The sequence below is a fragment of the Aeromonas sp. 600527 genome, assembly GCF_049175415.1.
GTDB lineage: Bacteria > Pseudomonadota > Gammaproteobacteria > Enterobacterales > Aeromonadaceae > Aeromonas > Aeromonas veronii_A.
Genome location: NZ_JAAKVA010000006.1, coordinates 50,264 through 62,946, shown reverse-complemented (window position 1 = coordinate 62,946; position 12,683 = coordinate 50,264). Strand labels below are relative to the sequence as shown.

Genomic DNA, 12,683 nt, shown 5'->3' with positions numbered 1-12,683 from the left:
GCCTGCCGGTCGGCAGTCGCGCTTTGCTTACTCTCTCGGAGTTATCCCACCCTTGGCAAGGTGGAATTCAACCCGGGGACGCCGAGCCATCCCCCGGACTCAATGGGTTGCTTACTTGGCACTGCACTCCTGAATGACGGCAGTACCTGCCTTGACGCCAGCCGGGTCAACCTTCACCAACACACTCCACAGCCCTTGCGGCAATGTGATGCTGTTGTTGGCACTACCGGCCTCGGAGAAGGCGAACGGGTAGCCCGTCTCCGCCTTCAGCGCGCCGCCGCCGTTGAGCAGGTACTCCTTGCTCCAGTCCTCGTTGGCGACCTTGAACTCGGTGCTGCCTGTGTAGTTGAAGGCTGCCTGATAGATGGCGAGATCGCCGTCCATCCCCTTGTAGCTCAACTGGTACTGGGGCTGAGCGGCCCAGCCGGAGAGCTCACCCTTGACGAACAGGTTGTAGCCGAGCGGATTGCCCGCCACCGTGTCCAGTACCTTGCAACTCTGCACCGGCTCGGTGAAGCTGACGCTCAGGGTGGGCTTGTCCTTGTTCATGGCGGTAAACACGAACTTGTAGCTGCCCGCCTTGGCCAGATCGAGCCCGATGTTGCCGGTATCCCCACCCTTGCAAAGGGTCAGCGGAGTGCCGACCACCAGCTTGTCACCGGCGTTGCAGCTGCCATAGTTGACCGGCCCCCAGCTGGCATCTGCAATCTTCACCTCGGTTGAGCCCAGCTTGTCAGCCTGTACTTCCGTGGTGAATTCATACATGAAGTTGCTACTGAAGGTCATCTGGTTGGTCTCACCCCATTCACCGAGGAACCCCTTCAGATAAACGGCGGTGTTGCCAAACGGTGGCAGGGTGCTCAAGTCGGTCTTCTTGCTGACCGGCAGGCCCGCGCCCTGTGCACCAGACTGCGGCTTGACGAACACGGCGGCAGACCAGGCCCCCAGCGTCAGCTGGCCGTTGTCATAGGCGGCGCCGCTGGCGATGCTGTCGACTGCGCGATGCTTGCTGCTAAGCACCATACCGCTCAGATCGATGGGCTGATCGTTGCCATCACGGAAGTCGCCGATGCTCTGGCTCTGGTTGCTGGCGTTGATCATCACCACCAGACCATCGATGGCCGGATCCAGATCCGCCCCGGCACTGACGCCATCATCCACCGTCATGACGATAAGGCCGGGCACCTGATCCGGGCCGGTATTGCGGAAGTCGACCCGCTTGATCACCTCGGCGCCGCTGCCCAGACGCAGCAGGCGGGAGGAGTTGCGCAGCTCCGCCAGCTCCTGATAGAAGCTCACCATCTGCGCCATCTCGGCCGAGCCCGGCTTGGCATGCTTGCCGAGCACCTGCTCAATCAGTGGATAGTTGTCGCCATCCTTGTCCTTGCGCGGCAACCCCTTGTCGAAGTTGTTGTCGCCCAGGGTGTAGTCGACCTTGTTGTACCAGTCGCCCGAGTCATAACTGTCCCGCTCCATGGATTTGGAACGCAGCAGCTCGACACCGGCGTGGGTGAAGGGAATGCCCTGACCCAGCATGGCGGTCGCCAGCGATACTCCCTGCATCCGTACCAGATCGGCTCCGGCAGGTGCCTTGTAGATCAGGTTGTCGAACAGGGGCTGGTTGTCGTGCTTGTCGACATAGTTCTGCACTTCCACCGGATCCTGGGCATAACCGGCAGGCTGACCGTTGTAGTCAATCTCGGCGCCTTTCTTCGGCATGCCATCCTTGTCGGTCAGCACGAACTCCTTGAGGTTGCCCGCCATGCCGAGCCGCACCAGATCGGACTGGTGCAAGGCCGTCGCCAGATCCACCTTGCTCATTTCGTTAGGATCGACGAAGGCACCGTTGCCAAAGCCCTGGGTCTTGCGAATGGTATCGCCACCGTCGAACGGACTGCCGCCGCGCACCGCATCGCGCAAGCGGTCGGAGAAGGAGCCGATACCGGTACCACCCAGATGCTTCTGGGTAGCCTGCACGAAGCGCTTGTCATCCTGCACTTCGCCGAAGTTCCACCCCTCGCCGTAGAAGTACATCTCGGGATTGACCTTCTTCACCGCGGCCAGCGCCTGCACCATCTGATCTTTCGGATGGTGGCCCATCAGGTCGAAGCGGAAGGCGTCGATCTTGTAGTCGCGCGCCCAGGTGACCAGGGAGTCATCCATCAGCTTGGCAAACATGGCGTGTTCCGGCGCCGTGTTGGAGCAGCAGGTGGAGTTCTCCACCGAGCCGGTCTCCGGATTGAGGCGCTGATAGTACCAGGGCACTATCTTGTCGAGCACCGATTTGGGGCCGAGCCCGGATTCGTTGGTGTGGTTGTAGACCACGTCCATCACCACGTTCATACCGATGTTCTGCTTGATGGCCTTGACCATCTCGCGGAACTCCAGAATACGTTTGGTGCCCTCGGCGTTGGTAGCGTAGGAGCCTTCCGGCGTGGTGTAGTGGTAGGGATCATAACCCCAGTTGAAGGAGTCGACGCCGCGCAGATAGCCGTACAGCTCCTGCACCACAGGGTTCTCCTTGCTGTCGCTGGCTTGCAGCTCACCGAGCACGGCTTCAATGGTCTCGCCACCACCACAGTGGCTGGCAAACCGGGAGTTCTTGACCTCGGGATTGACCTCGCACAGCTTGCTGAAGTCATCGCCGATGTTGGCCACCTTGGCCGGATCCTCGTTGACGGTGGCGATGTCGAACACCGGCAGCAGGTGCAGGTGGCTGACGCCGCTCTTGGCCAGGGATTTCAGGTGGGTGACGGGCACGCTGTCGCTGTCGGTCAGCCCGAGGAACTTGCCACGGTGCTCCACCGGGGTGGAATCATCGTTGCCGGTCAGATCGCGGACATGGGCTTCATAGATGGTGATGTCGGCGGGATTCTGCTGGCTGTGGGGCGCCTTGAGGCTGTCCCACCCTTCCGGTTTCAGGGCCGGATCGTCGAGATCCACCACCTGACTGAACTCGGAGTTCATCGCGAGGCTGAGCGAATAGGGGTCGGTCACCTCGTAGTGCTCGACCTTGCGGCTCAGCGGATGGTAGACCTCCATGTCGTAGCGGTAGAACTGGCCGATCAGCTCGCTGCCCCCTTCGTAACTCCAGCTACCGCTGGCGCTATCGAAGGTCATGGCCACCTCGCCACTCTTCTGGTGGCTAGCGTTGTAGAGGGCCAACTTGACCGACTTGGCGGTCGGCGCCCAGAGACGGAAGGTCACCCGGTTACCCTCCACCACGGCGCCATAGCTGAGCTTGGTCGCCTCTGGGGCATAGAGCGCATCAAGGGCACCAGCACTTTGCACCAGGGTCGCCCCCTGCAGGATACCGTCGGCATCGGTGCCGATAGCCACCAGTTCACCCTTGAGCAGGGTCTTGAGGTCCTTGCCGGCGGGCAGGGCGAAGGCGGCCGCATCCTTGAGGTGCGGATATTTGGCCTGCTGCTCGGCAGTCAGGCTGGTCGCGGTCAGGCTGATATAGGGGAAATCGAACACCCCATCGGCATTGGCCTTGATGGTGCCCGAGTCGGTGTAATAAAGGCGCACGTGAGGCTTGTCCTTGCCCCCTTGCCAGATCAGGGTATTGCCATCGATCAGATGGGCACTGGCCCCCGCCACGCCGAAGGCCGCGGTAAAGGCTTCGGCACGACTGCCAAACAGATCCTTCTTGCCCGCGACGATGGCCACGGTGCGATCCGGGTGCTCACTGAAGATCACCTTCATATCGCTGCCGGTCAGGTTGGCCAGATCGCCGTTGCGAGCGATAAAGTTGATGCACCCTTCCACCTTGCTGAGCGGTACGACCCAGGCCGGACCAAAGTTGTCGGCAGTGGCAGGTGTCTTGCTCTTGTCATCCCACCCGCTGTTCAGGCCGCTATCTGCCGTTGCATTGCAGGCATCGTTATTCCAAAGATGCAGGCTGTGGCTGTCAAACGGTGTCTTGGCACTCTTGGCTGCCGCCTGGGTGTCCACCAGCGCAATGACTACCTCGTTGGGGCCAGCTTGCAGCAGCTCCTTTGGGGGATCCATTTTGGGCAGTCGAGCGACAGGTCCGTCAGAAGGTTCAGGTGTAGAAGTAGATGTGCTGTTGCCATTACAGCCAGACAAAAGCGCGAGCAGTGAGGCTGTTACCAGCGCCACTTTGGTCTTTTTCATATCCATATTTTTATAATTCCCGCTGTAGTTAGTCTCGATAGTCGAGCACCCGGTCATTGCCAGGCGGTGCCATATTAATCAGCGGCAATCGATTCAAATGTGAGCAACAGGGCAAAAAAACCATCCAGTTTCAACAAGATAACGTTTTCAGACTGAAACTTCGATCCGGCTCACAGACCTCGCGGCCATTTGGCCTCATATCTGGAAAGCGGCAGTCACGGGGTCAGAAAAGCAATGTCTGATCAAGTGGATAGACAAGGAGTAAACAATGAAACGGATTGAAGAGCAGGCAAGACGACTCGATCAGGAGTATCAGGCAATCGGTCAGCTGTTCGACCAGTTCTGCCAGCAGGCTGGCGCCCTGGCCGAGCAGTATCACTTCTTCAACTGGCCCGATTATGAAGACTCCCCCCCGCTGAGCCGCGCCTTCACTCTGCTGGGGGAGCCCCGCCAGTTGCGGCTGCGCTGTCAACCCGGTGAGCGCTCTGCCCTCAATGGTTTGATCCAGGTGGTCTCGGAGGATGGCACTATTGATGCCAGCCTCGGGTTTCGCGCCGATGGTCAGCTGCTGCTGGAGTCCGGCAAGCTGCTGGACAACCCGCCCGGACTGCTGCTCAAGTTGCTGCTCGGGGCAATCTGGCAACACAAGCCACAGGCAGATGTTGCACAACAGGAGATCTAGCAGCAGAGCCAACTGTTGACCCGTTCTGGCTATTGTGGCCGCAGCAAGCATCTACAATAGCCTGTTCCTGTCGAAGTAAGGTTCAACGGATGGGCGTCTTCGCGACGTACCGTCGGCACCTGCCACACAGCAAAAAGGCTCCAGAGGAGCCTTTTTCTTATTCCGGTTACTTTCTATTCCGGCTGCAGCAGTTCCGCCACCTTGCCCTCCAGCTTTCTGACCGGCTTTTGCAGGATCAGGTTGGCCGGATAGGTGACCAGATCGCCGTTGTCATCACGCACCCGCACATAGAAGAGGCCAATCTCGGTGATGACGCCGGTGACCGAATCATCCTTGTCGAGGATGCGGATCCGGTCGCCAATCTTGTAGGGGAAGGCGAAGAAGATGGTGATGCTGGCGGTGATGTTGGAGAGGATCGACCACTGGGCGACCATGGCGACCCCCAGTACCGCAAAGAAGGAGGACGCGAGCACCACCAGTCGGGAGAAGTCGAGCCCCCATACCCCAGCCAGCACCAGCAGGGTGGCGCAGCCGAGCAGGAAGTGGAACACATGGGCCACGTAGAGCACCCGGTTCTCGCTCACCTGCCTGCTCTGACCGAGCGCCAGCAGGCTCTTGTGAATAAGCCGCCGGATCAGGGTATGCCCCAGCAACAGCAGCAGGGTCAGGCCAATTGATTGCCACATGGGTTATGCCTCCTTACCACCAGCGCCGATGTTTGAGCCAGATAGCCAGCCCGCTGGCCAGCGCCACCAGCGAACCGCAGAAGACCCAGAAGGCGGTCGGATTCTCGGCCCCGGGGATACCGCCGAGGTTGATGCCAAACAGGCCGGTCAGGAAGCTGGCAGGTAAAAAGAGCAGCGCCATCACCGACATCTGGTAGGCGCGGCGGTTGGTCGCCTCCGCCATCAGATTGTTGATCTCGTCTGCCAGCACAGCGGTGCGCGCCACCCCGGCATCGAGGTCATCGAGCCAGCGCCGCAGCCGATCTGCGATATCGAGCAGACGCCGCCGGTCATCTTCATCCAGCCAGCTGATCTTCTCGTTGGCCAGCCGTGCCACCAGATCCCGCTGGGGGGAGAGGTAACGACGGATCATGATGAGCTGCTTGCGGATCAGCGCCAAGCGGCCATTGGCGGGCAGGTCGCGCATCAGCACCATCTCCTCCAGATCGAGGATCTTGTCGTGCAGCTCCTCGACAAACTCCCCCGCCCGATCTGTCAGGGCATCGCAGATCTCCACCAGCCAGTCGGCCGGGGTATCGGCGCCACCACCCAGTTTGAGCTGGTTGAACACATCCTGCTCGGAGAGCAGCGGACGACGACGGCTGCTGATGATGAGATCCGGGGTGATGAAGATGCGCAGCGCCACCATCTCTTCGGGCCTGTGATCCTTGTTGTGGTTGATGCCACGCAGGATCAGCAGCACCGTCTCCCCCATCCGCACCAGCTTGGGACGATTGCTCTGGCCGAGCAGCGACTCCCTGGCCGCCTCGCTGAGCAAGGGGGTCTGCAACAGCCAGCGCGCCGAATCGGGATTGCCGTAATCCAGATGCAGCCAGCCGGGATGCGCCGCCGGGACTTCGCTTCCCGCCGTCAGCGGCGCCATGCCACCCTTGCCATCCAGGGTCAGGGCATAAATCACTTCACCGGGCACCCGATCCATCTCGTCTCCTTCTCGTTTCATGTGCTGGCCCCAGCTTACACCAAAGGCGGGGCCGACTCAGCCCCGCGCCGGAAAGGGGAGGCCTGTGTTAACATGACCACTCTCGTTTTCTATCCGCTTTCACTACAGGAAACCATGCCATGCCCATCTGGGTTGATGCCGATGCCTGCCCCATTCCGGTCAAGGAGATCCTCTACCGTGCCGCCCACCGCGCCCAGGTCGTCACTACCCTGGTGGCCAATCAGGGATTGCGGGTGCCCCCCTCGCCCTTCATCAAAACCCAGCAGGTGGAGAAGGGATTCGATGTGGCAGATCATGTCATCGCCCAGCAGGTTCAGCCCGGCGATCTGGTGATCACCGGTGACATCCCCCTCGCCTCCTGGGTGATCGATGCCGGTGGCGAGGCGCTCAATCCCCGCGGCGAGATCTACACCCGCGAGACCATCAAGGCGCGGCTCGGCATGCGCAACTTTATGGAAGAGCTGCGTTCAGCCGGCGTGCAGACCGGCGGCCCGGCCCCCTTCAATGCCGCCGACAAACAGAGTTTTGCCAACGCCCTCGACAAGTGGCTGGTCAAAGGCAAGCTTGAATAAGCCTCTCCCCGGCGCAAGCTGGGGAAAATCTCTTATCCCTCTTAACGCTCTCTTAAGTCTTGCCGCCTAACCTTGTCGCTGTTGCAACATCAACCGCAAGGAGCAAGCAATGAAACTGACCCCCCTGTTGTTACTGATCCCCCTTTTGAGCGGCGCAGCCCTGGCTGATCCCCAATGCACCCAGACCGACCAAAGCAAGTGGCTGAGCGAGGCCGACGCCCAGCAGCAGATCAAGGCGATGGGCTACGACATCAAGAAGTTCAAGGTCACCAAAACCAACTGCTACGAGATCTACGGCTGGGACAAGGAGAAGCGCAAGGTCGAGATCTACTTCGACCCGACCGATCTGAAGAAAGTAAAAGAAGAGATCGACGAATAACGCAGTGACGGGCCGCTCTGGTGGCCCCTCCATGGAGTCTTGCCATGACAACCTCATCTGAAGTGAAAGTGTGGGATCCCCTCATCCGGGTGTTCCACTGGGCGACCGTCGCCCTCTGCCTGCTCAATTTCTTCGTACTGGAAGAGGGAAGCAAGCCCCACAAATATGCCGGCTACGCAGTAGGAGTCCTGCTCATCATCCGCCTGCTGTGGGGGATTGTCGGTTCCCATTACGCTCGCTTCGGCCAGTGGTGGCCGACACCGGCTCGGGTCCGCCACTACCTTCTCCAGCTGGCCCGTGGGCGCCACCCCTACTACCTCGGCCACAACCCGCTCGGAGCACTGATGATCTGGCTACTGCTACTCTCTTTGATTGGCACAGTCATCACAGGCTGGCTCACCACCTGGGATGCCTTCTGGGGTGAGGAGTGGCTGGAGGAGCTGCACGGTATCATTGCCAACACCCTGATGGCCGCTGTTGGCATCCATGCAACCGTGGTGATCCTGACTGATCGCCTAACCCACAGTGATCTGTTGCGTGCCATGGTGCTGGGTAAAAAACGGGTGCCCGTTGACATCAGGGTGGAAGATCCGCGCAGTGAATAACCGGGCGACCCATCGGGACCCGGTTTTTTGCTGCAATAGCCCGCGACACTGGTAAGATGCGCCGCCATCTTATCTACGCCGTAATCATCATGACCGCCCAAGGGCACCTGCTCTTCTCCGTTACCTGCACCCTGATCGCCCACAAACTGCAGCTCACTCCGGCCCTGGCCGATGCCAGCTTGTGGCAAACCATCCCTGCCGCGCTGGCCAGCGCCCTGTTGCCCGACCTCGACCACCCCAAATCTGTGCAGGGGCAGCGACTGCCGTGGATCTCGAAACCTTTGTCGCGGCTGTTCGGCCATCGCGGCTTCACTCACAGTCTGCTGGCGGTCACCGCCGCTGTCTGGGGGCTGAACCAGAGTCTGCCGCCGGGCACTCTGCCCATGGGGGTCAAGGATGCCCTTATCGTCGGCTACCTCAGCCATCTGCTGGGGGACTGGCTCACCCCGGCAGGCATTCCGCTCTTCTGGCCCATCAAACGCCGTTACCGGCTGCCGGGCTGGCCGCTGCGCAGTGGCGGCGCCATCGAAACCGGCTTTTGCACCCTCACCCTGCTGGTTGCCGGCTGGTGGTGCGGTTGGCGCCTGTAAGCCAGCAACAAAAAAGCCCCTGACGAGGTCAGGGGCTCAAACCGTGGCAGATGCCACTAGAAGATCAGATCATGATGCCTGCGATAACAGCAGAGAGCAGGCTGACCAGAGTTGAACCGTAGACCAGCTTCAGACCGAAGCGCGAAACCATGTTGCCCTTCTCTTCGTTCAGCGCTTTTACTGCACCGGCGATGATGCCGATGGAGCTGAAGTTGGCGAAAGAGACCATGAAGATGGAGAGGATGCCGACGGTACGCGGGGAGAGCTCGGCAGCAATCTTGCCCAGATCCATCATGGCCACGAACTCGTTGGTCACCAGCTTGGTCGCCATGATGGAACCCGCTTGCAGCGCTTCACCACTCGGAATACCCAGGATCCAGGCGATTGGATAGAAGAGGTAGCCCATGACGTACTGGAAGTTGACACCAAACGCCAGCTCGAACAGGTAGTTGACCAGGGCAATCAGGGCGATAAAGCCCACCAGCATGGCCGCCACGATAACGGCCACGGAAAAACCGGCCATGATGTACTCGCCCAGCATCTCGAAGAAGTTCTCTCTCTTCGGCGTATGGTGCTCGTCGCCCTCGGCCAGCGCCTTGGCATCGGTCACGGTATTGTCCGGCTCGTAGGGGTTGATCAGCGACAGCACGACAAAGGTGCTGAACATGTTGAGCACCAGCGCAGCCACCACGTAACGCGGCTCGATCAGCTGCATGTAGGCACCGACGATGGACATGGAGACGGTGGACATGGCCGTTGCCGCCAGGGTGTACATCTGCTTCTCGTTCAGGTGCGGCAGGATCTTCTTGAGCGCGATGAAGTTCTCGGATTGACCGACGATCATCGAGCTGATGGCGTTGAAGGACTCCAGCTTGCCCATGCCGTTGATCTTGGCCAGCACGGTGCCGATACCGCGGATAACCAGCGGCAGCAGGCGGATATACTGCAGAATACCGATTAGTACGGAGATGAAGACAATGGGCATCAACACCATCAGGAAGAAGGTAAATGAACCTTCATTCATCATGCCGCCAAATACGAAGTCGGTTCCCTGCTTGGCAAACTCCATCAGCTTGGTGAAGCCAGCGGCAAAGCCACCTACTACAGCCAGACCCACTTCCGAGTTCAACATGAACCAGGCCAGCGCCAGTTCGACCACCAGCAGTTGGCCGATATAACGCAGCTTGATCTGTCTCCAGTTGTGGCGGTTAGCCAGCAGAGAAAGAGCGAGGACCATAACCAGTCCGAGCACAAAGTGAACGTATTCCATACCTGTAGCACCTGAGTGAATTGTAATTTTCGACCGGCGCCATCATAGACATTTGCACATTTAAAAATCAGAGAGTCATCACAATCCCGTGTAATAATATGCATGCAGGATAATACAAACGTTTTTAAATTAATTACGCAACAACCTGATATTAATCGCACAACTTTGACGACGACAAATTCATTAAAAAACATGATATTACACAATTAAAATGGCATTTTTACGGCCCTCCAAAATATCTCGACATCATTTTCGCAACATTATATTTAATGCCGCACTCGCCAATTGAATATTTTTCAATCATTATATTTAAACAACAGAAATAGCAAACGTTTATCCTCAATAAATAATTACATGCATGTTTGAATAATTACCCCGATATCCTTTCACATATTGCTCACAACCAATCTGGCAACAAATGACCCCATATGTTCCCCCATCGCTGACCGTTCAAAAATCCGCCACATCCGGTGTCACATTCTGGTATGATGCGCAGCCTTAGCGCTCGCGCATCCCCGTTTTCTCCGAAATAGAGTCCTTTTGTGAATAACAGCGAATTTAGCAGCCTCAATCTCTCCCCCGCCCTGCAAGAGAACCTCACCAGCCTGGGTTACCTGCAAATGACCCCGATCCAGGCCCAGAGCCTGCCCCTGGTACTCGATGGCAAAGACCTGATCGCCAAGGCAAAAACCGGCAGCGGCAAGACCGCCGCCTTCGGTCTCGGCCTGCTGGCCAAGCTCAACGTCAACCGCCTCGAAGTGCAGGCACTGGTACTCTGCCCGACCCGAGAACTGGCGGATCAAGTGGCTCAGGAGATCCGTCGTCTGGCGCGCGCCCTGCCCAACGTCAAGCTGGTCACCCTGTGCGGCGGCACCCCGACCGCACCGCAGTCCGCCACCCTGAGCTTTGGTGCCCACATTGCCGTCGGCACCCCGGGTCGTATTCTCAAGCATCTGGAGCAAGGCACGCTGGAGCTATCCGGCCTCAAGACGCTGGTGCTGGATGAAGCGGATCGCATGCTGGACATGGGCTTTGGCGAAGATATCAACCGGGTCATCAGCTATGCCCCCCAGCAGCGTCAGACCCTGCTCTTCTCCGCGACCTATCCGGAAGGGATCGCCCAGATGAGCCGCGGCGTGCAGCGCAATCCGGTCGAGGTGAGCGTGGAGTCCCTGCACGAGGGGAGCGCCATCGAACAGAAGCTCTACGAAGTGCCCGCCGGCCAGCGCCTCGACGCCCTCACCTGGCTGCTGAGCCACTACCAGCCCAGCTCCTGCGTGGTGTTCTGCAACACCAAGCGCGCCTGTAACGACGTGGCCGACCATCTGGCCGCAAAGGGCTTCTCGGCGCTGGCGCTGAACGGCGACCTGGAGCAGCGTGAGCGGGATCAGGTGCTGGTGCGTTTTGCCAACGGCAGCGCCACCATTCTGGTGGCCACCGACGTGGCGGCCCGCGGTCTCGACATCAAGGAGCTGGGCGCCGTCATCAACTACGAGCTGACCTATGATCCGGAAGTGCACGTGCATCGCATCGGCCGTACCGGCCGCGCCGGCCAGCAGGGTCTGGCCCTGAGCCTCTATCAGCCGAACGAGGCCCAGCGCGTCAACTTTATCGAAGAGTACCAGCAGGCTCCGATGCCGCTGGGTGATCTCGACAGCATCGGTCGCGACATCAAGCCGATCGCCCCGCAGATGGTGACCCTCTCCATCGATGCAGGCCGCAAGACCAAGGTGCGGGCCGGTGACATTCTGGGTGCCCTGACCGGTGAAGGCGGCATTGCCGGCGCCGATGTGGGCAAGATCCAGATCTCCGAGCAGTACTCCTACGTCGCGGTGAAGCGCAGCGTGGCGAGCGCCGCCCTCAAGCGGTTGCAGGAAGGCAAGATCAAGGGTCGCAGCTACCGCGCCCGCAAACTGGGCTAAGGTTTTTGCAAGCCTTTAGCCAGACCACAGGCGCCTGACAGGCGCCTGTTTCATATCTCCGATGCCGCCATGCGGCAAGACAGGCCCCATGACCCAAGCAATCCAGACCGATGTGAGCTGCCAGAACTGCGAAGCCTGCTGCTGCCGCCTCGAAGTGATGCTCTTTACCGATACTGGCGTGCCGGACCGTTATGTACTGGAACGGGAAGGCGAGATACCGGTCATGCGCCGGCTGGACGATGGCTGGTGCGCCGCCCTCGACCGCAACACCATGATGTGCCGTATCTACGAGGTACGGCCGTTGATCTGCCGTGAATTCGAGATGGGGGAACCCGACTGCATCGACGAGCGGGACAAGTGGTTTATCAATCTCGGTTAAATTGAGCGGCTCACTGCGCAGAGCGATAGCTCCTGCTCCAGCCAGCGAATGGCGGCCCCCTCCTGCTCGAAATAGCGCACAGCCCGAAACGGCAAGCCTTTGAAGATTTGATCGGCCAGATAGCGCTTGAATCCCCCCGACAGCACAACCGCCAGAAAGAGACAGCCGTTCTCGGCACACCAGCCAAACTGGCGGCGAAAACGGGCCAGCACCTCGGGCCCGGCCGCTTCGAACTCGGTCGCGACCTCGACAATCCCCCAGGGGCTATCCATCAGTCCGGCCAGTTCGTGACGAAAACGCGCTTCATAGGCCACGGCGCCTGCCAGATTGAAGGGGCCACGCGGGCGGCAGATCAGCATCTGGCCCCTGCGCTCCATGTCGAATTGCCCATGTGGCTGCATGACTGCTCCCATTCCGTTACCACCACCATCGCCTGCAAATTGTTACCACAAGGTAAT

The 12,683-nt window shown here is 59.5% G+C and carries 12 protein-coding genes; 7 read left to right on the top strand and 5 right to left on the bottom strand.

Features of this window, described 5'->3' with window-relative positions; all coding sequences use genetic code 11:
* Positions 1-111 precede the first annotated feature (111 nt).
* Positions 112-4,146, bottom strand: coding sequence for a pullulanase-type alpha-1,6-glucosidase (gene pulA / locus G5154_RS09780; protein WP_421250742.1), 4,035 nt, complete (start codon positions 4,144-4,146; stop codon positions 112-114).
* Between the two features lie 262 nt (positions 4,147-4,408).
* On the opposite strand from pulA, the gene G5154_RS09775 reads away from it, so the two are divergent.
* On the top strand, positions 4,409-4,822 hold the full coding sequence (locus G5154_RS09775) for a hypothetical protein (RefSeq protein WP_005341466.1): 414 nt from the start codon (positions 4,409-4,411) through the stop codon (positions 4,820-4,822).
* A 173-nt stretch (positions 4,823-4,995) separates the two neighbouring features.
* Here the strand turns inward: G5154_RS09775 and G5154_RS09770 are convergent, their stop codons facing one another.
* Entirely contained in the window at positions 4,996-5,508 is a 513-nt protein-coding gene (locus tag G5154_RS09770) for a mechanosensitive ion channel domain-containing protein (RefSeq protein ID WP_181269319.1), read from the bottom strand.
* 13 nt (positions 5,509-5,521) lie between these two features.
* Entirely contained in the window at positions 5,522-6,487 is a 966-nt protein-coding gene (gene zntB / locus G5154_RS09765) for a zinc transporter ZntB (RefSeq protein ID WP_421213313.1), read from the bottom strand.
* A 140-nt stretch (positions 6,488-6,627) separates the two neighbouring features.
* Between zntB and G5154_RS09760 the strand changes: the two genes are divergently transcribed.
* The 4 genes from G5154_RS09760 to G5154_RS09745 all read left to right on the top strand — a co-directional run bounded on the left by G5154_RS09760 (position 6,628) and on the right by G5154_RS09745 (position 8,654).
* Positions 6,628-7,080, top strand: a complete 453-nt coding sequence (locus G5154_RS09760) for a YaiI/YqxD family protein (RefSeq protein ID WP_421250741.1) — start codon at positions 6,628-6,630, stop codon at positions 7,078-7,080.
* 109 nt (positions 7,081-7,189) lie between these two features.
* Positions 7,190-7,459, top strand: coding sequence for a PepSY domain-containing protein (locus G5154_RS09755; RefSeq protein ID WP_005341469.1), 270 nt, complete (start codon positions 7,190-7,192; stop codon positions 7,457-7,459).
* A gap of 44 nt (positions 7,460-7,503) precedes the next feature.
* Positions 7,504-8,064: a cytochrome b/b6 domain-containing protein gene (locus G5154_RS09750; RefSeq protein ID WP_421250740.1), complete on the top strand. Its 561-nt coding sequence runs from the start codon at positions 7,504-7,506 to the stop codon at positions 8,062-8,064.
* 89 nt (positions 8,065-8,153) lie between these two features.
* A complete protein-coding gene (locus G5154_RS09745) occupies positions 8,154-8,654 on the top strand; it encodes a metal-dependent hydrolase (protein ID WP_421250803.1) in 501 nt (166 codons plus the stop codon).
* A 64-nt stretch (positions 8,655-8,718) separates the two neighbouring features.
* Here G5154_RS09745 and G5154_RS09740 read toward each other — a convergent pair whose 3' ends face one another.
* Positions 8,719-9,924 carry a NupC/NupG family nucleoside CNT transporter gene (locus G5154_RS09740; RefSeq protein WP_005341473.1) on the bottom strand — a complete coding sequence of 402 codons (1,206 nt, stop codon included), beginning with the start codon at positions 9,922-9,924 and terminating at the stop codon, positions 8,719-8,721.
* A gap of 542 nt (positions 9,925-10,466) precedes the next feature.
* Between G5154_RS09740 and dbpA the strand changes: the two genes are divergently transcribed.
* Both dbpA and G5154_RS09730 read left to right on the top strand, forming a co-directional pair.
* The gene (dbpA, locus tag G5154_RS09735) at positions 10,467-11,846 is read left to right on the top strand and encodes an ATP-dependent RNA helicase DbpA (protein WP_005335919.1); all 1,380 of its coding nucleotides are present in this window, start codon (positions 10,467-10,469) and stop codon (positions 11,844-11,846) included.
* Between the two features lie 88 nt (positions 11,847-11,934).
* Positions 11,935-12,225 (top strand): YkgJ family cysteine cluster protein, encoded by a 291-nt coding sequence (locus tag G5154_RS09730; RefSeq protein ID WP_216980058.1) that lies wholly within the window; start codon positions 11,935-11,937, stop codon positions 12,223-12,225.
* On the opposite strand, the gene G5154_RS09725 is transcribed toward G5154_RS09730, so the two are convergent.
* Positions 12,222-12,626, bottom strand: coding sequence for a hypothetical protein (locus G5154_RS09725; protein ID WP_421250739.1), 405 nt, complete (start codon positions 12,624-12,626; stop codon positions 12,222-12,224). The two genes, G5154_RS09730 and G5154_RS09725, sit on opposite strands and share 4 nt — an antisense overlap.
* Positions 12,627-12,683: the final 57 nt, after the last annotated feature.